Origin of the sequence: Streptomyces sp. NPDC056061, from assembly GCF_042266885.1 — a bacterium.
Lineage (GTDB): Bacteria > Actinomycetota > Actinomycetes > Streptomycetales > Streptomycetaceae > Streptomyces.
Genome location: NZ_JBHJWQ010000018.1, coordinates 152,904 through 175,844, shown reverse-complemented (window position 1 = coordinate 175,844; position 22,941 = coordinate 152,904). Strand labels below are relative to the sequence as shown.

Genomic DNA, 22,941 nt, shown 5'->3' with positions numbered 1-22,941 from the left:
GCGCCGACTCGCCCACTGGTTCGGCGAGGAATTCGGCACCGAGCCGACGTTCAAGGGCGAAGAAGCACCGACCGCACTCCTCTCCGACGCGAGCCACTGCCACGCCCTGTTCGGCTACCCCGACGTCACCCTACGCACCCTCGTCCAATGGCAAGCCGACTGGCTGCGCCGCGGGCTGCCACTGTCCGGCAAGCCCACCAAATTCCAGGTCCGCGACGGAAGGTTCTGATCCACCCCATGTCCCCCACACCCCCCGCCCAGTCCGTCCCCACCCGGTCCACCCCCGCTCTGGACGCGCTCGCCCACGGCGCGGTGATCCCCGCCCACCCGCTGGCCCTGCACACCGACGGTTCCTTCGACGAGCGTCGGCAGCGGGCGCTGACCCGCTACTACCTCGCCTCCGGCGCGGGCGGTGTCGCCGTGGCGGTGCACACCACCCAGTTCGAGATACGCGAACCGGAGGTCGGCCTGTTCCGGCCGGTCCTGGAGCTGGCCGCCGAGACCATCGACGCCGAGGCGGGCCGCCCGTTCATCAAGGTCGCCGGGGCCTGCGGCTACACGGCGCAGGCCGTGGCCGAGGCCGAGACCGCCGCCGAACTCGGCTACGACGCGGTGCTGCTCAGCCCGGCCGTGCCCGGCGCCGACGAGAAGGGCCTGCTGGACCGGGCCCGCGCCGTCGGCGAGGTGCTGCCGGTGATCGGCTTCTACCTCCAGGAGGCGGTCGGCGGACGCTACCTCTCGCCGGGCTTCTGGTCCGCCTTCACCGACCTGCCGAACACGGCCGCGGTGAAGATCGCCCCGTTCGACCGCTACCGCACCGCCGACGTGGTGCGCGCGGTGGCCGCGGCGGACCGGGCCGGCGAGGTGACGCTGTACACCGGCAACGACGACGACATCATCGGCGACCTGCTCACCCCCTACGAGACGGCCGCGGGTGAACGGCGCTGGTTCGCGGGCGGGCTGCTCGGCCAGTGGGCGGTGTGGACCAGCTCCGCCGTCACGCTGCTGGAGGACGTCCGCCGGGCGCGCGGCGGGGACCACGAGGCGATGGTGCGCTGCCTGGCCCGCCGCTCCGAACTGACGGACGCCAACAGCGCCGTCTTCGACGTGCGGGGCGCGTTCCGCGGCTGCATCGCCGGGGTGCACGAGGTCCTGCACCGGCAGGGGCTGCTGGCCAACATCCGGTGCCTGGACCCGGCCGAGACGCTGTCCCCCGGGCAGGCCGAGGAGATCGGCAGGGTGGCCGCCGCCTACCCTTGGCTGACCGACGACGCCTTCGTAGCGGAGCACCTCGATGCCTGGTTGTCCTGACCCCTCGGCCACTCCCGCCGACGGCCGCGGCGACCGCCCCCGGGTGGTCGTCGCCGTCCCTCCGCACCTGCGGGCCGAATTCTTCGCCGACGAGGTGTGGCGGGAGCTGGAGCGGGCGGCGGAGCCGACGGTCCTGGACGACCACCGGGACCGGGCGGCGGTGGCCGCCGCGCTGCCGGGCGCCCGGGCACTGATCACCGCGTGGGGGGCGCCGAAGGTGGACGCCGGGCTGCTGGAGTCGGCGGACCGGCTGGAGCTGGTGGCGCACACCGGCTCGGCGGTCGCCCCCTACGTCACCGAGGACGTGTTCCGGCGGGGCGTCACGGTCACCCAGGCCGGGGACGAGATGGCCCGCCCGGTCGCCGAGGTGGCGCTCGCGTTCACCCTCGCCCTGCTGCACCGTGTGCACCGCTTCGACCACGCGCTGCGCGGCGGGGGCACGTGGGAGGCGGCGAGCGAGGCCCCGGCGCGCCACGAGATCCACGGCAGCGACATCGGAGTGATCGGCGCCTCCCGCACCGGCCGCGCCTACATCGCCCTGGTCCGGGCGATGGGGGCGCGGGTGAGCGTCACCGACCCGTTCCTGTCCGACGCGGACGCCGAGGTTCTCGGCGTGGAGTCGGTCCCGTTGGAGACGCTGCTGTCGCGCAGCCGGATCGTGGCCGTGCACGCCCCGGTCACCGAGGAGACACACCGGATGATCGGCGCACCGCAACTGGCGCTGATGCCGGACGGCGCGGGCCTGGTGAACACCGCCAGGTCCTGGCTGGTCGACGAGGATGCCCTCCTCGCCGAGTTGTCGTCGGGCCGGCTGGACGCGGCGATCGACGTGTTCGACGCCGAGCCGCTGCCCGTCGGCCATCCGCTGCGCTCCCTGCCCAACGTCCTGCTCACCCCGCACCAGGCGGCGGGCAGCGTCGAGTGCCGCAGGCGGCTCGGCGCGAGCGCCGTCGACGAGGTGCTGCGGCTGCTCGACGGCCGCCCGCCGGCGCACGCCGTCACCGCCGACGCCCTCGCCCGCCTGCACTGAGCCCCCACCACCCCTACCCCCTGAGAGAGTTCCTCACCATGCGACTGATGCGCATCGGCGAGCCGGGCCACGAGCGCCCGGTCCTCGTCTGCCCCGAAGGCCGTCACTACGACCTGTCCGGCATCACCGACGACATCGACGGCGCGTTCCTTGCCGCACTCGCGGACGACCCGCACCTGGTCCCCGCCGAACCCGTGCTCCCCGAGATCGACATCACCGGCGAGCGGATCGGCGCCCCGGTGGCCCGCCCCTCCGCGCTGCTCTGCATCGGGCAGAACTACGCCGCGCACGCGGCGGAGTCCGGCAGCGAGCCCCCCGAGCAGCCGATCCTCTTCTACAAGTCGCCGAACACGGTCGTCGGCCCCTACGACGACGTGCTGATCCCGCGCGGCTCGAAGAAGACCGACTGGGAGGTGGAGCTGGCCGTCGTCATCGGCCGCCGCGCCTCGTACCTGGACTCGCCCGCCGACGCCGCCCGGCACATCGCGGGCTACGCCGTCAGCAACGACGTCTCCGAGCGGGCCTTCCAGCTGGAGGAGTCGGGCGGTCAGTGGTCCAAGGGCAAGAGCTGCGCCACGTTCAACCCGCTGGGCCCGGTGCTGGTGACGGCCGACGAGGTCGGTGACCCGCAGCAGCTGCGGCTGCGCAGCTACGTCAACGGGGAACCGCGGCAGGACTCCGGCACCGCCGACATGATCTTCGACGTGGCGCACCTGGTGCACCACCTGTCGCAGTACCTGGTGCTGGAGCCGGGCGACATCATCAACACCGGTACCCCGCAGGGCGTGGCGCTGTCCGGCCGCTTCCCCTACCTGGGCCCGGACGACGTGATGGAGGTCGAGATCTCCGGCCTGGGCCGTCAGCGCACGGTCTGCCGTCCCGCCTGACGCGTGACGACGCCCCGGCCCGCGCGGAGCGGCGGGCCGGGGCGTTCGGGTACGGTGCCCCGGTCCCGGACGGCGTTCAGTCCTCAGGGAGTTCGACCGGGGCGATGTCGTCGAAGACGTCGCCGGGGCCGGGGTTCGTCGCGTCGGTCGCGCCGCCGAACTGGGTCATCACGCCCCATACGGCGTTGAGCGCGGTCTGCACGGCGCCCTCGGCCCAGCCCGCCGTCCAGGAGATGTCGTCGCCGGCGAGGAAGATGCCCCGCCGGTCGGCGGGCAGCCGGTCCTGCATGAAGTGGGTGAACAGCCGCCGCTGGTAGCGGTAGTGACCCGGCAGGTTGGCCTTGAACGCACCCATGAAGTACGGCTCGTTCTCCCACGAGACCGTCACCGGGTTGCCGATGATGTGCTTCCTGATGTCGACGTCGGGATAGATCTCGCCGAGCGACTTCAGCATCACGTCCATGCGCTCGTTCGGGGAGAGCGGCAGCCATTTCAGGCTGTCGTCGCACCAGGTGTACGAGAGGCAGATGACGGCGGGCCGGTCGGGGCCGTCGTCCAGCAGATAGGTCCCCCGGGTCATCCGGTCGGTGAGCGTCATCGACATGGTGTCCCGCCCGGTCTCCGCGTCCTTGTCCAGCCAGAACGGCCGGTCGACGGGGACGAACAGCTTCGAGGACTCCATGTAGTGGGTGCGCTCCATCGCCGTCCAGTGGTCGATCGGGAAGAGCGCGTCGTCGCAGTCGACCTTCGACAGGAGCAGCCAGGACTGGCCGGTGAAGATCGCCGCCGGGTAGGTGCGGATGTCCCCGTCGGCGTCGGTGACGGTGATCCGGTTCCCGGCGGTGCGGGTCAGCCGGGTCACCGCGGGGCGCGGCTCGCCGCCGTGCAGCGAGGCCAGCGAGGTGCCGAGCGGCCAGTGGACGATCTTCTGCGGTTCGCGTTCCCACAGCCGCAGCGGGAGCTGCTGGCTGCCGCCGACGATGGAGCGGTGGTGGTCGTCCGCCTCGGTGTAGACGACGCGCAGGATCTCCAGGATGGAGTTGGGGAAGTCGGTGTCCCAGCCGCCGGTGCCGAAGCCGACCTGGCCGAAGATCTCCCGGTGCCGGAACGACGCGAAGGCGTCGGAGTCGCAGAGGAAGCCGTAGAAGGTCTGGTTGTCGAGCCTGCCGACGAGCCGCGCCCAGAGCTCCCGGATGCGCGGGACGTCGCGCTCGCGCATCGCGCGGTTCATGTCGGAGAAGTCGGCGTCCTCCTCCAGGCAGCGGTTCCAGGCGTCCATCACGTCGCGGTACACCTGCGGCAGGTCGTCGATGGTGCGCGCGTAGTGCGAGGTGCCCTTGAGGTCGACGACGGTCGACGGGGTGGCCGGGGAGAGCGGGTTGGGGAACGGCCTGGTCTCCAGGCCGACCAGGTCGATGTAGTGCTGGAGCGCCGTGGAGGACGGCGGGAAGCGCATCGCCCCCATCTCCGCCGTCGGCCCGGCCTCGCAGCCCTCGAAGCCGACGGTGCGCAGCCTGCCGCCGATCCGGTCCGCCTCGTAGAGGACGGGACGCAGTCCCATCTTCATCAGCTCGTAGGCGGCGACGATGCCGGAGAGCCCGCCGCCGATGACGGCGACCTCGGTGCCGTGTTCGGTGGCCGGGATCTGCCCGATGCCCGCGGGGTGCGCCAGGAAGTCGTCGTACGCGTAGGGGAAGTCCGGTCCGAACATGGTGATCGGCTCGGCGGCGTCGGTGTGCTGGACGGCGTTGGGCACCGTGGACGTCATGGGGTACGGACTCCTTGCACGGATGGGAGAGCGGTGGAACGGGTGCGGGGCCGGGCTCAGGCGAGGGAGCCGTACAGTCCGGGGCGGCGGTCGCGCAGATACGGGTTGGCCTCGCGGGACGCGCTCAGGAGCGCGGGGTCGACCTCTCCGATGACCAGTTCCTCGCCGCGTCCGGCGCGGGCGCGCACGGCCCCGTCGGGACCGGCCAGGCAGCTCAGTCCGACGAACTCGAACGCGCCCTCCGGACCGGTGCGGTTGGTGTAGGCCACGTACATCTGGTTCTCGAAGGCCCGTACCGGTACGAGCGATTCGGCGACGAACGGGAAGGGGTGCATCAGCGCGGTGGGCACCAGGAGCAGATCGGTTCCGGCGAGGGCGTGCGCCCGCACGTTCTCCGGGAACTCGACGTCGTAGCAGATCAGGATGCCGATCCGGACGCCGTCCAGTTCGGCCCCGACGACGGGCTCCTCGCCCGGGGTGAACCACTTCTGCTCGAAGTCCCCGAAGAGGTGCGTCTTGCGGTAGTTCGCCGACGCCGCGCCGTCCGGACCGACGAGCCGCGCGGCGTTGAAGATCCGCTCGCCCGCACGCTCCGGGTAGCCGTACAGGACCGCGATGCCGTGCCGTGCCGCGATCGCGGCGACGGCCTCGCCGGACGGCCCGTCGGCCGGCTCGGCCAGCCTGGCCACGTCGGCGTCGATCGCGTACCCGGTCAGGAACAGTTCGGGGCAGACCAGCAGCCGGGCCCCGGCCTCGCTCGCACGGCGTGCCGCCGCTTCGATCGCCTCGATGTTCCCGTCCACCTCTCCGGGGCGTCCGGAGCTCTGGAGCAGGGCGGTGCGCAACGGCGGCATGGCTGACCTCGGGCGGGGCGACGGGGTGGGCGGGGACGTAATGACGGTACGGTCCCCCGCTCGGGACGGACAAGGCGCGAGTGTTGCGCATCCACCGTCGATCCATTGCGCGTGGCACGCCCGCCCCGGTGATTCATTGCGCAAGACGTCTTCGCAGGTCAGAGACGTGACGCAGGTCTCAGGGCGATCTGCGGCAGCCGTTCATTCCGGCGAGCCCGACGAGTAGCGCCGCAGCAGCGGCGACAGCACCAGCACGGACTTCGTCCGCTCCACGTACGGCTCGCCCGCGATCCGCTCCAGCACCTGCTCGAAGTGGCGCATGTCCGCGGCGAAGACCTGGACGAGCGCGTCGGCCTCACCGGTCACCGTGGAGGCCGACGCGACCTCCGGGTACCGCGCGAGTCCCTGCTTGATCGCCTCCGGCGACGTGTTGCGACTGCAGTAGATCTCGATGTAGCCCTCGGTCTCCCACCCCAGCGCCGCCGGGTCGACCCGTACCGTGAACCCGGTGATCGCGCCCTCGGCGCGGAGCCGGTCCACCCGGCGCTTCACGGCGGGGGCGGACAGGCCGACGACGGCGCCGATGTCGGCGTACGAGCGTCGGGCGTCTTCGGCGAGGGCGTGGACGATGCGTTCGTCGAGGTCGTTCAGGCGCACGTCGGGCGGTTCACTTCTCTGCGATGGCCGGTTCGGGGGCGGCGGGGGCCGCCCCCGAAGTAGACCACGGCACCGCCCCACCGGGCGCGCTCACCGCATCCGGCGACCGGTCAGAACGGGAAGCGCGAACGCCCGTACTGCACCGAGATCCACTTCTGGGTGGTGAACGCCTCGACCATGGACTCGCCGTTCAGCCTGCCGAGGCCGGAGCTCTTCTCGCCGCCGAACGGGACGATCGGCTCGTCGTGGATCGTGCCGTCGTTGATGTGGATCATGCCGGTGTGGATGCGCTGGCCGACCCGTACCCCGCGCTCGATGTTGCCGGTGTGCACGGCACCGCTCAGGCCGTACGGGGTGTCGTTGGCGATCCGCACCGCCTCGTCCTCGCCGTCGAACGGGACGACGAGCGCGACCGGTCCGAACAGCTCCTGGGACAGGACGGGGGAATCGGCGGGCAGCCCGGTCAGCACGGAGGGGCTGACCAGGTTCCCCTCGGCGCGGCCGTGCAGCAGGGCCGTGGCGCCGTCCTCCACCGTCTGGTCGACGAGCGCGGTGATGGCCTCGGCCTGGGTGGCGTTGATCAGCGGGCCGATCACGGTCCGCGGGTCCGCCGGGTCGCCGACCGGCAGCGACGCGACCTTGGCGACGAACTTCTCGGTGAACTCCTTCTCCACCGCCCGGTCGACCAGGATCCGGTTGGCGGCCATGCAGACCTGGCCCTGGTGCACGTACCGGCTGAAGACCGCCGCGTCCACGGCGTAGTCCAGATCGGCGTCGTCGAGGACGATCAGCGCGCTGTTCCCGCCGAGTTCCAGCACGGCCCGCTTGAGGTTGGCCGCGCAGACCGTGGCGACGTGCCGTCCCACCTTGTCCGAGCCGGTGAAGGAGATGACCTGCGGAACGGGGTGCTCCAGCAGCGCGTCGCCGATCTCCGCGATGTCGGTGACCACGACGTTCAGCAGCCCGGCCGGCAGCCCGGCGTCCTCGAACACCTTCGCCACCAGCGTGCCGCCGCAGATCGGGGTGTTCTGGTGGGGCTTGAGCACCACCGCGTTGCCGAGCGCCAGGGCCGGCGCGACCGACTTCAGCGAGAGCAGGAACGGGAAGTTGAAGGGGCTGATCACGCCGACGACGCCGACCGGCACCCGGTAGACACGGTTCTCCTTGCCCTCGGTCGGCGAGGGCAGGATCTGCCCGGCGGGCCGCAGTGCCAGCTGGATCGACTCCCGCAGGAACTCCTTGGCCAGGTGCAGTTCGAAGGCCGCCTTGATCCGGGTGCCGCCGAGTTCCGCGACGATCGCGTCGCCGATCTCCGCCTCGCGCTCCTCGACGATGTGCAGCGCCCGCTCCAGCACCAGCCGACGGCTGTACGGGTTGGTGTCGCCCCAGGCGCGCTGGGCGGCCTCGGCCGAACGATAGGCATGGTCCACCTCGTCGGCGGTGGCGACGGTGATCGAGGCGAGCTTCTCCCCGTTGTACGGATTGAAGTCGATGATGTCCCAGGACCCCTTGCCCGGCCTCCACTCCCCGTCGATGTACTGGTGGGCCAGGTCAGTGAAGAAGGACATGAGATCCCTTACCGCTAAGAGGCGGGCAGCTGATTGCGGTTCATGTTACTTACAGTGCCCCGTCGTTGAAGCTGCGCCCCTCGCCACCCGAGGGCCTTAATCGGTCAACTGTGCCCCCTGCGACCGCCGGCCCCGGAACGGCAGTTGCCCCTCACCGTACGAACGACCGTGAGGGGCAACGGGATTGCGACGGGCCGGCGATCAACTCCAGCTGGCGTGCAGCGGCTTGCCCTCCGCATATCCGGCGGCACTCTGCACCCCGACGACAGCCTTCTCGGCGAACTCCTCCAGGGACGCCGCACCGGCGTAGGTGCACGAGGAGCGGACACCCGCGACGATCGAGTCGATCAGGTCCTCCACTCCGGGCCGGGCCGGGTCCAGGAACATCCGGGAGGTGGAAATGCCCTCCTCGAAGAGCGCCTTGCGGGCCCGGTCGTACGCCGACTCGTCCGAGGTGCGGTTCTTCACGGCGCGCGCGGAGGCCATGCCGAAGGACTCCTTGTAGAAACGCCCGTCGGCGGACTGCTGGAGGTCGCCCGGCGACTCGTACGTACCGGCGAACCACGAGCCGATCATCACGTTGGACGCCCCCGCCGCGAGCGCCATCGCGACATCGCGCGGGTGCCGGACGCCACCGTCGGCCCACACGTGCTTGCCGTACTTCCGCGCCTCGGCCGCACACTCCAGGACGGCGGAGAACTGCGGCCGGCCGACGCCTGTCATCATCCGGGTGGTGCACATCGCGCCGGGGCCGACACCGACCTTGATGATGTCCGCACCGGCCTCGACGAGGTCGCGCACGCCCTCGGCGGCGACGATGTTCCCCGCGACGACCGGAACCTGCGGGTCGAGCGCCCGGACGGCGCGGACCGCGCTGATCATGGACTCCTGGTGACCGTGGGCGGTGTCCACGACGAGCGTGTCGACGCCCGCGTCGAGCAGCTGCTTCGCCTTGCCCGCGACGTCGCCGTTGATCCCGACGGCCGCGGCGATCCGCAGCCGGCCCTCGGCGTCGGTGGCGGGCGTGTACAGCGTGGCGCGCAGTGCGGCCTTGCGGGTGAGGATGCCGGCCAGTCGGCCGTCCGCGTCGACGGCGGGAGCCAGCTTGCGGTGTGCACCGTCGAGCTTGTTGAACGCGTCGCGCGGGTCGATGTCCGCGTCGAGCAGCAGCAGGTCCCGGGACATGACCTCGGAGAGCTGGGTGAAACGGTCGACGCCGGTCAGGTCGTGGTCGGTGACGACGCCGACGGGCCGGTGCCCCTCGTCGACGACGACGCCCGCGCCGTGCGCGCGTTTGTGCAGCAGCGACAGGGCGTCGGCGACCGTCTGGCCCGGAGCCAGCACGATCGGCGTGTCGAGCACCAGATCGCGCCCCTTCACCCAGGCGACGACCTCGGCGACGACCTCGATCGGAATGTCCTGGGGAAGGACGACGAGCCCGCCGCGCCGGGCGACCGTCTCGGCCATCCGGCGGCCGGCGATGGCCGTCATGTTCGCGACCACCAGCGGAATGGTGGTGCCGGTGCCGTCGGGCGAGGAGAGATCGACGGCCTGGCGCGAACCGACCGCCGAACGGCCCGGAACCATGAAGACATCGTCGTACGTGAGGTCGTACGGAACCGAGGGGGACTTTGTGTAACGACCGGTACCGGGCTCAAGAAAACGCATGATGCTCATTTTTTCATACGAAATGGCGCAGGTCGCCTCCGTGAAGGCACAGCAACGGCCCCCCGCACTCGTACGTTCCTCCGAACGAGAACGAGGCGCACGGGAGCCCGGCACGCGTAGCCCGGACGACGCCCTCACAGGTGAGGACGTTGCCCGGGGGCACGATACCCAGCGGCGGCCGCATCATTCACGATCATCATCCCTGGACCTGATGACGAGCAGTCGGGTAGCTTCAAATCCGCAGGTCCCGTGGGTCACGACGACGCCCCGGAGGAGGAGGCGGAGGGGGCACAACCTCCGCCGGAGGTACGACCGGAGAGGATCAGGACCCACTGTGGAGAGCCAACTGCCGGACATCTACTGCCCGTTCCCCCAGCGCACGAATCCGCACGTCGAGCACACCCGCGTCCACCTCGACGAGTGGACCCGCAACACCGGCCTGGTGCACCGCGATTCGGCCAGGGAGCGCTTCGAGCAGGCGGACTTCGGGGCGTTCGTCGGCATGGTGTACCCGAACGCCGACGCCGAAGGACTCGACCTCGTCGCCGACTGGTTCGTGTGGCTGTTCCTCGTCGACGACCAGCTCGACGACGGCTACCTCGGCCGCAGCCCGGAGCGGGTGCGGGACGTGGTGGCGGTGATGCGGTCCGTGATAGACGGGAACGGCGTCCCGTCGGACGAGGAGCTCCCCGCGGCCGTGGTCGCCCTGGCCGATCTGTGGGAACGGACGATGCCGAACACGGCCGCGCACTGGCGTGCCCGGTTCGGCTGGCACCTGACCACCTACCTCACGACGACCACGACCTGGGAGGCCGGGAACCGTGCCGAGGACGTGGTGCCGTCCGAGGAGACGTACATCGCCAAGCGGCGCCACACCGGCGCGATCCATGTCTGCATGGACCTGATAGAGATCGTCGCCGAGATCGAGGCCCCCGAGTCGATACACAACGACGACCGGTTCATCACCGCGCTGGAAGCCTCGTGCAACGTCGTGTGCTGGGCCAATGACGTGTACTCGTACGAGAAGGAGCAGCTCCTCGGCGAGATCCACAATCTCGTCCATCTGGTCCGGCACCATCGCGGCTACGGCAAGCAGGAGGCGCTGGAACACGTCTGCGCGGAGACCGACCGCGAGACCCGGCGGTTCCTCGCCGCGGAGGCCGAGCTGCTGAGCGCGTATCCGCAGCTGTCCGGAATCCTCCTGCCGTACCTCGACGGAATGCGCAGCTGGATGCGCGGCAATCTGGACTGGTCGCGCCAGACCCCGCGCTACAACCCGGACGACGTGGGCCAGTACGAGGAGCCGGACGAGTACCTGGAGGCGACGGTCCTGGGCGTCGCCAGGGACTGACGGGCCGCCGCCCCGGGAGCAACGGGGCGGCCCGCACCGCACCACGGAACCGGGACGCCCGGGCCGCCCACCGGCGGCCCGGGCGTCCCGCGTATCCGGCCACGAGCCGTCGCGACGCACCGGCCCGGCGGCGGCAATCGTCACCGCCGCCGGACGGCACCGGCTTCAGTCCCCGTCGGGGTCGGCCCGCTCCAGGGCGGGCCGCCGCGGCGCCGCCGACTCGGTCAGCAGGTAGTCCGCCGCCGCCGTGTCCGTGACCAGGCTGGTGACCAGGCCGGACCGCAGCACCGCGCCGATCGCCGCCGCCTTGCGCCGACCGCCCGCGATCGCCACCACCTCCGGAATCCGGCGCAGCCGGTCGGCCTCGACCGTGATGCACCGCTCCCCCAGGTCCCGGCCGACCCGGCGTCCCTCCGCGTCGAAGAGGTGCGCGGACATCTCGGCGGCGACGCCGAGCGAGGCGTAGTGCGCGCGCTCCTCCTCCCTGAGCATGTCGTGGACGGTGGAGATGCCCGGTTCCCAGGAACCGATGGACACCGCGGCGACCGTCACCTTGTCGAAGTACTCGAAGGCACGGGCGATGCCCGTCTGGTGGCGCAGGGCCGCGGCCGTGGCCGGATCGGGCAGCAGCATCGGCGCGTAGATCGGATGTGCCTCGCCACCGGCCACCTGGGCGGCCCGCCGCACCGCCTCGACCGATCCGCGTTCCGCCGTCCCCGCGTCGTACACCCCGGTGAGCTGCACGACCGTGCACGGCGGGAGCCGGTCGAGGGCCGCCGCCATGTGGATCGTGGACCGGCCCCAGGCAAGGCCGAGCACATCGCCCTCGGTCACCAGTTCGCCGAGCAGATCGGCCGCGACCTCGCCCAGATTCTCCGGATCGGGCGCGTCGTCCGGTTCCTCCGCGGGCGATTCGACGACCACGGCGTGACGCAGTCCGTAGCGGGCCCGCAGCGCGTCGGAACGCTCGGCGTCCAGCTCGGCGGGGACGCGGATCTCGATCCGTACGAGGTCGCGCTCCAGCGCCGTCTCCAGGACCCGGGCCACCTTGAACCGGCTGACGCCGAACTCCTCGGCGATCTGGATCTTCGACTTTCCTTCGAGGTAGAAGCGGCGGGCCATGGCCGCCGCCTGCACCAGCTCCGCGGGCCCCATCCGCAGGGCGGACCGTCCCGCCGACATTGCAGACACCGCGATCTCCTCACTGCTGTTCACACTCTCGATACGCCGTTCATCCTGTCAGATCCGGCGTTCCCTGACCGGTCCCGTCGGACCCCGTTCATCTGCCCTTGGCCGGGCCGACTTCCCCTCGCGGCCGGAACGGGTTCCGGCCGCCGTTCCGGCTCACCGCCCGTCGAGTGGCCCCCTACCGGCGGTCACCGGGCATGCCTCTCAATGACGGCACGCCCAGGCCGCCGAGGCGGTGGCCGCGTCCGCCGTCGCCCGCAGTGCGCGCACCGCTTCGGCCGGATCCTCGGCCCCGTACACGGCCGAGCCCGCGACGAACACGTCCGCGCCGGCCTCGGCGCACCGCTCGATGGTCGTCGCGGAGACGCCGCCGTCGACCTGGAGCCACAGTTCGAGACCGTGCTTGGAGATCAGCTCACGGGTGCGACGGATCTTCGGCAGCATGATGTCCAGGAATGCCTGGCCGCCGAAGCCCGGCTCCACCGTCATGATCAGCAGCATGTCGAGCTCGGGGAGCAGGTCCTCGTACGGCTCGATGGGCGTCGCGGGCTTGAGCGCCATGGAGGCCCTGGCCCCCTTGGCCCGGATCTCCCGCGCCAGCCGCACCGGGGCCGCCGCGGCCTCCACGTGGAACGTGACGGAGCCGGCGCCCGCCTCGACGTACTGCGGGGCCCAGCGGTCCGCGTCCTCGATCATCAGATGACAGTCCAGCGGGGTGTCCGTGGCCCGGCTGAGCGATTCCACGATCGGCACACCGAGGGTCAGATTGGGGACGAAGTGGTTGTCCATCACGTCGACGTGGAGCCAGTCGGCGCCTTCGACCGCCTTCGCCTCCTCGGCGAGGCGGGCGAAGTCGGCGGACAGGATGCTGGGGTTGATCTGGGCCATGTCCCAAGCCTGCCATGTTCCGCGTCACTTCCCCGCCTCGGCGGGGGCCAAAGCCTCACGGGATCATTACAGTTCGCGCGGTCCCCAGCCCACCGGCCGCCCGATCCGGACGTTTCGGCCTCCGGTCGGGGGGCGGTCCGGCACGGCCCGCCCCCGCCGCCTCAGCCGGTGCGCCGCAGCAGCGCCAGGTACATCGCGTCCGTTCCGTGCAGGTGCGGCCAGAGCTGGACGTCGGGGCCGTCCCCGAGCGCGGGCACGCCCGGCATCAGCGGGCGGGCGTCGACCCATTCCGCCTCGACCGGGCGCCCGCCGCGCCCCCTGAGCACGTCCTCGACGACGACCCGGGTCTCCGCGAGGTGCGGGGAGCAGGTGGCGTAGCCGACGATGCCGCCGACCCGGACCGCCGCCAACGCCTCGCGCAGCAGCCCGCGTTGCAGCGGGGCGAAGCCCTCAAGATCCTCCGGGCGCCGCCGCCAGCGCGCCTCCGGGCGACGGCGCAGCGCTCCGAGGCCGGAGCACGGCACGTCCATCAGGACCCGGTCGAAGGTACCGGGCAGCCACGGCGGGCGGGTGCCGTCGGCGGCGATCACCTGGTACGGCCCCGGGTTCCCGGCCAGCGCGCGCTCGACGAGACGGGCCCGGTGCGGCTGCTTCTCGGCGGCGAGCAGGGCGGCCCCGCGTCCGGCGGCGAGCGCGCCGAGCAGGGCGGCCTTGCCACCGGGTCCGGCGCAGCCGTCGAGCCACCGGGTGTCGCGGCCCTCCAGCGGCGCGGCGGCGAGGGCCGCGGCCACCAGCTGGCTGCCCTCGTCCTGGACCCCGGCGCGGCCCTCGCGCACCGCCTCCAGGGCGCCGGGCTCGCCGCCCTCCGCCATCCGCACGGCGTACGGCGACCAGCGGCCGGGCAGTCCGTTCTCCTCGCCGAGCGCGGTGAGGAGTTCGTCGGTGGTGGCTCGGCCGGGGCGGGCGACCAGCGTGACCTCGGGCCGTTCGTTGTCCGCTTCGAGCAGGTCCTCGATCCCGGCGCGGCCACCGCCCAGCGCGTCCCAGAGGGCGGAGACGACCCAGCGGGGATGGGAGTGCACGACCGCGAGGTGGTCCTCGGCGTCCTCGTCGTACGGCGGGGCGACGCGCGCCACCCACCCGTCGAGGTCGTCCGCGGACACCTTGCGCAGGACGGCGTTCACGAACTTGGCCCGCCCCTCGCCGAGCACCACCCGGGCCAGTTCCACGCTGGCGGAGACCGCCGCGTGGGTCGGGATGCGGGTGCCGAGCAGTTGGTGCACGCCCATGTTCAGCACGTCCAGGACGGGCGGGTCGACCTCGCGCAGCGGCCGGTCGATGCAGGCCGCGACGATGGCGTCGTACGTCCCCTGGCGGCGCAGCGTCCCATAGACCAGCTCGGTCGCCAGCGCCGCGTCCCGGTGGTCGAAGTCGCCCTTGGCCCGTGCCTTCTTCAGCAGCGGCGGCAGGACGAGGTTGGCGTACGCGTCGCGTTCGTCGACGGCCCGGAGCGCCTCGAAGGCGAGGAAGCGGACGGGGTCCTTCTTGGGTCGGCGGTGCGGCTTGGCCGGGCGTCGGCGCTGCTGGTCGTTCACGTGGAAGGTGCTCCGCTGGTGGTGAGGGGGCGAACCCCGCCACCCTACGCCGCCCGGCCCCGCCGCCCGGACGGACACCACCGCCGGAGCGGGGCACCGGGCGGGCCCGCCGCGCCCCGGCTCAGCCGCCCAGCAGCTCGCCCGGGACGATCCGCACCCCACGTGCCCAGTCCGCGGCCCGCATCGGCTTCTTGCCCTGCGGCTGGACCCAGAGCAGCTCCACGGCGTGCGATCCGGTGCCCACGTACACGTTGTTCTTGGCCGCCGACAGCTCGCCGGGCGCCAGGTCCGCGCGGTCCGGTACCGGTGTCGCCTGGACCAGCTTCAGCCGTTCCCCGCGGAACAGCGTCCAGGCGCCGGGGGCGGGGGTGCAGCCGCGCACCACCCGGTCGACCCGCAGGGCGGGGGCGGACCACTGCACCTGGGCGTCCTCGACGGTGATCTTCGGGGCGAGGGTGACGCCCTCGGCGGGCTGCGCCACGGCGTGCAGCGTGCCGTCGTCGATGCCGTCCATCGTCGCGACGAGCAGCCCGGACCCGGCGAACGCCAGCCGGGTGAGCAGGTCACCGCTGGTGTCGGTGGGCCGCACCTCCTCGGTGAGGACGCCGTACACCGGGCCGGAGTCGAGCCCCTCCTCGATCAGGAAGGTCGATGCGCCGGTCACCTCGTCCCCCGCCATGAGCGCGTGCTGGACGGGCGCGGCTCCGCGCCAGGCGGGCAGCAGCGAGAAGTGGAGATTGACCCAGCCGTGGGCGGGCACGTCGAGCGCGGCCTTCGGCAGCAGGGCGCCGTAGGCGACGACCGGGCAGCAGTCGGGGGCGATCTCCCGCAGCCGCGCGAGGAAGTCCTCGTCGCGCGGACGGGCGGGCTTGAGCACCTCGATGCCGGCCTCCTCGGCCCGCTCCGCGACGGGGCTGGCGACGAGTCGGCGGCCCCGGCCGGCGGGTGCGTCGGGGCGGGTGACGACGGCCGCCACCTCGTGCCGTTCGGAGGCGATCAGGGCGTCCAGGGCGGGTACGGCTACCTCGGGGGTGCCTGCGAAGACGAGCTTCATGGGTGGCTGACTGCCTCTCGGGCCGGAACGTACGGTGGTGAACGACGCAGGGGTACGGTCGGCGACGTGCGGGGGCCGCCGCCCCCGTCCACCGGCCGGGCCAAGTCTATGGGCCGGGCGACCGGGGGGCGTACGCATCACCGCGCGCCCCTCGTGGATGCGCCCGCGCCCCCGCAGCGTGACCAGATCGCCGACTGCCGCGTTGGTCAAGAGAGATTGACCGAAGCGAGCCGCCACGGTGCGGCCCATCCCTTTCAACGCCGGTTCGAGAGGCTTCTACATGGCCGACCACGCAACCCACGACGCCCAAGCGCGGGCCAGCCTGCATCTGTTGGTACGGGACATCGAGCGGGTCCGGCGGCAGGTGGACGCGCTCCGCACGCTCACCGCCCAACTGGGCAATGTCTACCGTCCGCGCCGCTCCGGCCCGTCCACGGGCTTCGTCGTCTACGGCAGGGCCCCGGCCCCCACGGTCAGGCTGGCCCAGGAACTGCGCGACAGCGTCGAGACCCTGGTCACCGCCGCGGTCGACTTCGACCGCTCGCTGGGCTTCTCCTGGGACGCGGTGGGCTCCGCCCTCGGAGTCACCAAGCAGGCGGTGCACCGCCGCTACGGCGCGCGCCGCAACGCCCGGCAGACGGGAGCGCCCGAGGTCGCCGCGGAGAGCGCGGTGCCGCGCCCGCTGCCCGTGACGCCCGGCTCGGGCAACGGGTCGGCGCTGCCCGCCGTTCCCGCCGCCCGCTCCATGCCCCCGCAGCCCTCCGCCGACCGCCAGGGGCTGCGCGAGGACCTCCGCCCCGGGGTCTTTCCCGGCCCGCGCAACGGCTGACCACCCCGTCCACTGCCCCGCCGCGCCCGACGCACGGCGGGGCAGCCGCGTAGGCGCCCGGAGCCGCGGCGTCGCCCGGCAGCCGGACCCGGCGGCGCACACCGCCCCGTACCGTCACCCGATGTCCGGCGGGTCCACCCGGATCCGGACCTGGTCGCCGGTGCCGCGGGAGAGCCGCGCCGACTGCGCCGCCCTCAGGGCCGCGGCCAGGGCCGCACCGCTGCCGGGCGGCACCCTGACCAGCGCCCGTTCCCAGAGCTCGCCCGGCGGCGCGTCCCCGGGCCTGCGGGGCCTGCCCGGTTCGGCCCGCGGCACCGGCACCGGACCGAGCACCTCCGCCTCCGGGGGCAGTTCGGCGGCGGCGAGAAACGCGGCGAGGGCCTCCGGGGTGCCGGTCACCGAGACCATCCGGGACACCGGCGGAAAACCCAGCTCGGCCCGTTCCGCCAGCTCGCGGCGGGCGTGCCCGACCGGGTCCCAGCGCACCAGCGCCTGGACGGGCCGCAGGGTCGGTTCGGCCACGACCACCACCGTGCCTCCCTCCGCCCGGCCCCGTACCAGCGAGGCGGCGGCCAGCCACCGGCGCAGTGCCTCCTCCCCGGCCCGCAGGTCCGGGCGCCCGACCATCGCCCAGCCGTCCAGCAGCAGCGCCGCCGCGTAGCCGCCCTCCGCCACGGGCTCGGCGCCCGGCGTGCTGACGACGAGCGCGGGCTGGTCCGGCACCGATTCCAGGACGTGGTCCCGGCCCGACGTGCGCACCGGCACGGCGGGAAACGCCCGGCCGAGCTCCTCGGCGGTCCGGCGCGCTCCCACGACCTGGGCCCGCAGCCGGTTGTTGCCGCAGGCCACGCAGTGCCAGGCGGTCTCGGTGCGCCCGCACCAGGCGCAGTCGAGTTCCCCCCGGTCCGGCGCCCGGAGCGGTCCGGCGCAGTGCCGGCACCTGGCGGGTTCGCGGCAGCGCTCGCAGGCCAGCCGGGGGGCGTATCCGCGGCGCGGCACCTGGACCAGCACCGGCCCGTCGCGCAGCCCGTCCCGCACCGTCCGCCAGGCCAGGCTGGGCAGCCGGGCGGCCCGCGCGGCCCCGTCCCCGGCCAGCTCCCCGTCGCCGACGGTACGCACCAGGGGTGCCGCGATCCGCAGCTGTTCCCGGTCCGCGCCGAGCGGCAGCGCCCAACCGCTCTCCACCAACTGCGCCGCCTCCACCGTGCAACTCGTGGAGCCGAGCAGGAAACCGCACCGGGCGTGCGCCGCCCGGAGTTCGATCACCTCGCGGACGTGCGGGAAGGGGGCGTTGTCGTCGCTGTGACTGGAGTCGCCGTCGTCCCAGACGGCCACCAGGCCCAGGTCCGCCACGGGGGCGAACATCGCGGCCCTCGTCCCGACGACCGCCCGGACCGAACCGCGCCGCACGGCCAGCCATTCCCGGTACCGCTTCTCCGGTCCGGAGTCGGCGGTCAGCAGGGCGTGGCGTCCCTCGCCGAGCAGGGCGGTGAGCGCGGCGTCCACCCGTCCGGCGGCCCGGCCGTCCGGCACGACCACGAGGGCGCCCCGGCCGGAGGCGAGCGTCGCGGCCACGGCGGCGGCAATCTCCCGGGGCCAGTGCGGTCCGGGCAGCGCCGTCCACACGGCGCGGGGCGCGCCGCCCTCGGCGAGGGCCCTCAGGAACGCGGGTCCCTGTGGGTAGCGCTCCCAGCTCCCGGCCGGCGGGGCGGGCGGCGGGGGCAGGGGGGCGGGCGAGGGCTTGGACTCGGCTCTGCCGTTCCGGGGCGGCACGGCGAGTTGCAGTACGTCGGCGAGGCTGCCCGCGTACCGGTCGGCGACGGCCCGGGCGAGAGCGAGCAGTTCCGGGCTCAGCACGGGTTCGGGCGACACGACATAGGCGAGCGCGGCGAGGGCACCGCTGTAATCGGACTCGGCGAGCCGCTCGACGAGGTACCCGTCGATCAGGCCGCCGCCCTCGCGCCTGCCGCCCCGGACCTGGCGGGACCCGGCACCGAACCGCACGCGCACCCGCACCCCGGGCCGGGCGTCGGCGTCGAGCTCCTCGGGCACGGCGTAGTCGAAGTACTGGTCCAGGTGGAGAGCGCCCTTGTTGACCAGCACCCGGGCGACGGGCAGCCGGTCGGCGAGCTTGGCACCGCGCCAGGTCCGCGGCTTGGCCCGCGGCACCTTCGCCTTCCGTACCGTCTCGCGGATCAGCGCAAGCTGCTCCGGGGCCCCGCCGCCGGGATCCTCGGAATGCTCGTTGTCGCTGCTCACAGCCACATTCCTACCAGAGGCCACGGACAACGCGCCCTCGGCGAGGACGCACCGCGGCGCGGAACACGCCGGGGCCCGGTCACCACGTGCGGCGACCGGGCCCCGGCGTGCGGGCGGGCAGTTGTGTCCCCGGGCGTTACAGCCCGGCGGCCTTGCGCAGGGCCTCCACCCGGTCCGTGCGCTCCCAGCTGAAGTCCGGCAGCTCACGGCCGAAGTGGCCGTACGCCGCGGTCTGGGCGTAGATCGGACGCAACAGGTGGAGATCGCGGATGATCGCGGCCGGACGGAGGTCGAAGACCTCGCCGATGGCGTGCTCGATCTTCTCGGTCTCGATGGTGGCCGTGCCGAACGTCTCGACGAACAGACCGACCGGCTCGGCCTTGCCGATCGCGTACGCGACCTGGACCTCGCACCGGGAGGCGAGGCCCGCGGCGACGACGTTCTTGGCGACCCAGCGCATGGCGTAGGCGGCCGAGCGGTCGACCTTCGACGGGTCCTTGCCCGAGAAGGCACCGCCGCCGTGGCGGGCCATGCCGCCGTAGGTGTCGATGATGATCTTGCGACCGGTCAGGCCGGCGTCGCCCATCGGGCCGCCGATCTCGAAACGCCCGGTCGGGTTGACCAGCAGCCGGTAGCCGTCGGTGTCCAGCTTGATGCCGTCCTCGACCAGCTGCGCGAGCACGTGCTCGACGACGAACTCGCGGATGTCGGGCGCGAGCAGCGAGTCGAGGTCGATGTCGCTGGCATGCTGCGAGGACACGACGACCGTGTCGAGCCGGACCGCCTTGTCGCCGTCGTACTCGATGGTGACCTGGGTCTTGCCGTCGGGACGCAGGTACGGGATGGTGCCGTTCTTGCGGACCTCGGAGAGCCTGCGCGAGAGTCGGTGCGCGAGATAGATCGGCAGCGGCATGAGCTCGGGCGTCTCGTCGCACGCGTAGCCGAACATCAGGCCCTGGTCGCCGGCTCCCTGCTTGTCGAGGTCGTCGCCGTCCGCGCCCGCGGCGGAACCCTCGACGCGCGCCTCGTACGCCGTGTCGACGCCCTGCGCGATGTCGGGCGACTGCGCGCCGATGGACACCGAGACACCGCAGGAGGCGCCGTCGAAGCCCTTCTTGGAGGAGTCGTAGCCGATCTCCAGGATCTTGTTGCGCACAAGGGTCGGGATGTCGGCGTAGGCCTTGGTCGTGACCTCACCCGCGACATGCACCAGACCGGTGGTGATCAGGGTCTCGACGGCGACGCGCGAGGTGGGGTCCTCACGGAGCAGGGCGTCGAGGATCGTGTCACTGATCTGGTCAGCGATCTTGTCGGGGTGGCCCTCGGTGACGGACTCCGAGGTGAAGAGACGGCGGGACACATCGCTCCCTGGGGTTGCAGCGGCTGCTGGCTGATCATTTGGCGGACCGCCGGGAGCTGCGCCCGGCACGGTCCTGGGACAGTTTATCGGTCACTTCCGTTCGGCGGACAGCACGTCTCGCCCTTTGGGAGGCCCGCAGTGGCCGGAACGGTGCCGAAAGACCCGGGGCAGCCCTCCCCGATATGCCATTCATGCCCGATTTTCCGGGGCAATCGGCCCCTGTCGGGACATGAAACGAGATCTTCATCCCAAACGTGGCGACACGAGATCCCAGACCGTGTCGGCGAGCGCTTCCTTCGGGCCGTGGGGCACCGGCGTCTCGGCGCCGTCGGCCGCGAGCACCACCGCCTCGTTGTCCTCGGAGCCGAAGGTCCGACGCTCCCCCACCTCGTTGACGACGAGGAGATCGCAGCCCTTGCGGCGGAGTTTCTCGCGACCGTTGGCCAGGACGTCGTCGGTCTCGGCGGCGAACCCGACCACGATCCGGCCCGGCCGGGCGCGTTCGGCGGACACCTCGGCAAGGATGTCCGGATTACGGACCAGCACGATGGGCTCGGGCTCCCTGCCGTCCTTCTTCTTGATCTTCCCCGGCGCGTACGCGGCCGGACGGAAGTCGGCGACCGCGGCAGCCATCACGACGACATCGGCGTCCGCGGCCGCCCCGAGCACCGCCTCGCGCAGCTGCATCGCGGTCCCGACGTGCAGGACGTCGGCACCCGCCGGATCGGGCAGGCCGGTGTTGGCCTCGATCAGGGTGACCCGGGCACCGCGGGCGACCGCGGTGCGCGCCAGGGCGTACCCCTGCTTGCCGGAGGAGCGGTTGCCGAGGTAGCGCACGGGGTCGAGCGGCTCCCGGGTGCCCCCGGCGCTGATCACGACGTGCCGGCCCGCGAGGTCCGTCTCGACCGGCCCCCGGGCCAGTACGCGTCGGCAGACCTCGAAGATCTCCCCGGGGTCGGGCAGCCTGCCCTTTCCGGTGTCGACGCCGGTGAGCCGGCCGACCGCGGGCTCGATGACGACGGCGCCCCGGCGACGCAGCGTGGCCACGTTCTCCCGGGTGGCGGGGTGTTCCCACATCTCGGTGTGCATGGCGGGCGCGAAGACCAGCGGGCAGCGTGCCGTGAGGAGCGTGTTGGTGAGCAGGTCGTCGGCGAGGCCGTGGGCGGCCCGGGCGAGCGTGTCCGCGGTGGCCGGGGCGACGACGACGAGGTCCGCGCCCTGCCCGATCCGGACGTGCGGAACCTCGTGGACGTCGTTCCAGACCTCCGTCGCGACCGGGTGACCGGAGAGCGCCGACCAAGTGGCCGCCCCCACGAAGTTGAGCGCCGAATCCGTCGGCACGACGCGCACGTCGTGGCCGGACTCGGTGAGTCGACGCAGGAGTTCGCACGCCTTGTACGCGGCGATGCCTCCGCTGACCCCCAGAACGACCTTCGGCTTGTCCACTGCGTCTCCCCGCACTCGGATACGAACACCCCCATGCTGCCGCACGGCGTCCGGCCCGGCGCCGCCGCCCCGGACAACACCACGGGCCCGGCGGTCATGGCCGCCGGGCCCGTGGTGAAGGTGCCGTCCCTGCCTACTGCGCGGGGCCCTCGATGGCCTCGGAGGTGAGCAGGCCCGCGTTGATCTCGCGGAGCGCGATCGAGAGCGGCTTCTCGTGCACGTGCGTGTCGACGAGCGGACCGACGTACTCCAGGAGACCCTCGCCGAGCTGCGAGTAGTACGCGTTGATCTGACGCGCGCGCTTGGCCGCGTAGATCACGAGGCTGTACTTCGAGTCGGTGGCCTCGAGGAGCTCATCAATCGGCGGGTTGATGATGCCCTCGGGCGTGGTGATGGAAGAGGACACTCTCTGCCTTCCGAAGGGGGTGAAGATCAAAGAAACCTTTGACAGCGCGGAGTTCCGTGATGGTGCCGGTCGCGACTGCCATGTCCATCGATCATGTCCATCGATGGCTCATGTTCATCGATGTTCTCGCCGAGTTCCTGGGCGTTCTCGCCAAGTTCTCGCGATGTTCTCGATGTGATCAGCCGATGTCGTCACTGGGGCCGGAAGCCTCCAGCATCAAGGCTAGCAGCTCGCGTGCGACGTCCTCGACGGAGGTGTTGACCAGGGTGGTGTCGAACTCGGACTCGGCGGCCAGTTCGACCCTGGCGGCGGCCAGCCGTCGTTCGATCACCTCGGCCGACTCGGTGCCGCGGCCGGTGAGCCGTCGGACCAGTTCCTCCCAGCTCGGCGGGGCCAGGAAGACGAGCCGGGCGTCCGACATCGACTGCCGGACGAGCCGGGCGCCCTGGAGATCGATCTCCAGCAGCACCGGCTCGCCCGCCTCCAGCCGCTGAAGCACCGCACGGCGCGGTGTGCCGTAGCGGTTGCCGGCGAACTCGGCCCACTCCAGCAGCTCGCCGTTGGCGATCAGCTTGTCGAACTCGTCGTTGTCCACGAAGAAGTAGTGGACGCCGTCGCGCTCGCCGGGGCGCGGCTTGCGGGTCGTCGCCGACACCGAGAGCCATACCTCGGGGTGGGCCTTGCGCATATGGGCGACGACCGTGCTCTTGCCGACCCCCGAGGGGCCGGAGAGCACGGTCAGCCGCGGACGTACGTCCGGGGGTACGGGGGACGTCCCCCGGGATGTTGCAGCCATGGAGCGATTATCCAGGTTCTCGGGGG

At 72.3% G+C, this 22,941-nt stretch carries 19 protein-coding genes and 1 pseudogene; 6 read left to right on the top strand and 14 right to left on the bottom strand.

Annotated elements, in window-relative coordinates:
• The 4 genes and pseudogenes from ACFC79_RS24660 to ACFC79_RS24645 all read left to right on the top strand — a co-directional run.
• Nucleotides 1-229, top strand: a pseudogene (locus tag ACFC79_RS24660) (epimerase); the annotation flags it as partial.
• Nucleotides 230-237: 8 nt separating this feature from the next.
• Entirely contained in the window at nucleotides 238-1,311 is a 1,074-nt protein-coding gene (locus ACFC79_RS24655; protein ID WP_376243653.1) for a dihydrodipicolinate synthase family protein, read from the top strand.
• A complete protein-coding gene (locus ACFC79_RS24650; protein ID WP_376243650.1) occupies nucleotides 1,295-2,341 on the top strand; it encodes a hydroxyacid dehydrogenase in 1,047 nt (348 codons plus the stop codon). Before ACFC79_RS24655 ends, ACFC79_RS24650 begins: the two co-directional genes overlap by 17 nt.
• A 38-nt stretch (nucleotides 2,342-2,379) precedes the next feature.
• Nucleotides 2,380-3,228, top strand: a complete 849-nt coding sequence (locus tag ACFC79_RS24645) for a fumarylacetoacetate hydrolase family protein (protein ID WP_376243648.1) — start codon at nucleotides 2,380-2,382, stop codon at nucleotides 3,226-3,228.
• A gap of 76 nt (nucleotides 3,229-3,304) precedes the next feature.
• Here ACFC79_RS24645 and ACFC79_RS24640 read toward each other — a convergent pair whose 3' ends face one another.
• The 5 genes from ACFC79_RS24640 to ACFC79_RS24620 all read right to left on the bottom strand — a co-directional run bounded on the left by ACFC79_RS24640 (nucleotide 3,305) and on the right by ACFC79_RS24620 (nucleotide 9,743).
• Complete coding sequence (locus tag ACFC79_RS24640; RefSeq protein WP_376243646.1) at nucleotides 3,305-4,996, bottom strand: flavin monoamine oxidase family protein; 1,692 nt, start codon at nucleotides 4,994-4,996, stop codon at nucleotides 3,305-3,307.
• Nucleotides 4,997-5,052: 56 nt separating this feature from the next.
• Nucleotides 5,053-5,850 carry a carbon-nitrogen hydrolase family protein gene (locus ACFC79_RS24635; protein ID WP_376243644.1) on the bottom strand — a complete coding sequence of 266 codons (798 nt, stop codon included), beginning with the start codon at nucleotides 5,848-5,850 and terminating at the stop codon, nucleotides 5,053-5,055.
• A gap of 201 nt (nucleotides 5,851-6,051) precedes the next feature.
• Nucleotides 6,052-6,507 carry an Lrp/AsnC family transcriptional regulator gene (locus ACFC79_RS24630; protein ID WP_376243642.1) on the bottom strand — a complete coding sequence of 152 codons (456 nt, stop codon included), beginning with the start codon at nucleotides 6,505-6,507 and terminating at the stop codon, nucleotides 6,052-6,054.
• Between the two features lie 110 nt (nucleotides 6,508-6,617).
• Complete coding sequence (locus ACFC79_RS24625) at nucleotides 6,618-8,075, bottom strand: aldehyde dehydrogenase family protein (RefSeq protein WP_376243639.1); 1,458 nt, start codon at nucleotides 8,073-8,075, stop codon at nucleotides 6,618-6,620.
• Nucleotides 8,076-8,276: 201 nt separating this feature from the next.
• Entirely contained in the window at nucleotides 8,277-9,743 is a 1,467-nt protein-coding gene (locus ACFC79_RS24620; protein ID WP_376243636.1) for a GuaB1 family IMP dehydrogenase-related protein, read from the bottom strand.
• A 334-nt stretch (nucleotides 9,744-10,077) separates the two neighbouring features.
• Between ACFC79_RS24620 and ACFC79_RS24615 the strand changes: the two genes are divergently transcribed.
• Nucleotides 10,078-11,094, top strand: coding sequence for a terpene cyclase (locus ACFC79_RS24615; RefSeq protein ID WP_376243634.1), 1,017 nt, complete (start codon nucleotides 10,078-10,080; stop codon nucleotides 11,092-11,094).
• Between the two features lie 165 nt (nucleotides 11,095-11,259).
• Here the strand turns inward: ACFC79_RS24615 and ACFC79_RS24610 are convergent, their stop codons facing one another.
• The 4 genes from ACFC79_RS24610 to fmt form a co-directional block, all read right to left on the bottom strand.
• Complete coding sequence (locus ACFC79_RS24610; RefSeq protein ID WP_376243674.1) at nucleotides 11,260-12,276, bottom strand: sugar-binding transcriptional regulator; 1,017 nt, start codon at nucleotides 12,274-12,276, stop codon at nucleotides 11,260-11,262.
• Between the two features lie 210 nt (nucleotides 12,277-12,486).
• A complete protein-coding gene (gene rpe, locus ACFC79_RS24605) occupies nucleotides 12,487-13,170 on the bottom strand; it encodes a ribulose-phosphate 3-epimerase (RefSeq protein WP_376243631.1) in 684 nt (227 codons plus the stop codon).
• 161 nt (nucleotides 13,171-13,331) lie between these two features.
• Nucleotides 13,332-14,765, bottom strand: coding sequence for an RsmB/NOP family class I SAM-dependent RNA methyltransferase (locus ACFC79_RS24600; RefSeq protein WP_376243628.1), 1,434 nt, complete (start codon nucleotides 14,763-14,765; stop codon nucleotides 13,332-13,334).
• Nucleotides 14,766-14,886: 121 nt separating this feature from the next.
• The gene (gene fmt, locus ACFC79_RS24595; protein ID WP_376243626.1) at nucleotides 14,887-15,819 is read right to left on the bottom strand and encodes a methionyl-tRNA formyltransferase; all 933 of its coding nucleotides are present in this window, start codon (nucleotides 15,817-15,819) and stop codon (nucleotides 14,887-14,889) included.
• Nucleotides 15,820-16,099: 280 nt separating this feature from the next.
• Here fmt and ACFC79_RS24590 point away from each other — a divergent pair, with 280 nt between their 5' ends.
• Nucleotides 16,100-16,648 carry a hypothetical protein gene (locus ACFC79_RS24590; protein WP_376243623.1) on the top strand — a complete coding sequence of 183 codons (549 nt, stop codon included), beginning with the start codon at nucleotides 16,100-16,102 and terminating at the stop codon, nucleotides 16,646-16,648.
• 114 nt (nucleotides 16,649-16,762) lie between these two features.
• Here the strand turns inward: ACFC79_RS24590 and ACFC79_RS24585 are convergent, their stop codons facing one another.
• The 5 genes from ACFC79_RS24585 to gmk form a co-directional block, all read right to left on the bottom strand.
• A complete protein-coding gene (locus ACFC79_RS24585; protein WP_376243620.1) occupies nucleotides 16,763-18,907 on the bottom strand; it encodes a primosomal protein N' in 2,145 nt (714 codons plus the stop codon).
• Between the two features lie 136 nt (nucleotides 18,908-19,043).
• Entirely contained in the window at nucleotides 19,044-20,267 is a 1,224-nt protein-coding gene (metK, locus tag ACFC79_RS24580; RefSeq protein WP_376243617.1) for a methionine adenosyltransferase, read from the bottom strand.
• 243 nt (nucleotides 20,268-20,510) lie between these two features.
• Nucleotides 20,511-21,713 carry a bifunctional phosphopantothenoylcysteine decarboxylase/phosphopantothenate--cysteine ligase CoaBC gene (gene coaBC / locus ACFC79_RS24575; RefSeq protein ID WP_376243614.1) on the bottom strand — a complete coding sequence of 401 codons (1,203 nt, stop codon included), beginning with the start codon at nucleotides 21,711-21,713 and terminating at the stop codon, nucleotides 20,511-20,513.
• Between the two features lie 133 nt (nucleotides 21,714-21,846).
• Nucleotides 21,847-22,119: a DNA-directed RNA polymerase subunit omega gene (gene rpoZ, locus ACFC79_RS24570; RefSeq protein ID WP_003970369.1), complete on the bottom strand. Its 273-nt coding sequence runs from the start codon at nucleotides 22,117-22,119 to the stop codon at nucleotides 21,847-21,849.
• A gap of 178 nt (nucleotides 22,120-22,297) precedes the next feature.
• Complete coding sequence (gmk, locus tag ACFC79_RS24565) at nucleotides 22,298-22,915, bottom strand: guanylate kinase (protein ID WP_376243611.1); 618 nt, start codon at nucleotides 22,913-22,915, stop codon at nucleotides 22,298-22,300.
• Nucleotides 22,916-22,941 lie beyond the last annotated feature (26 nt).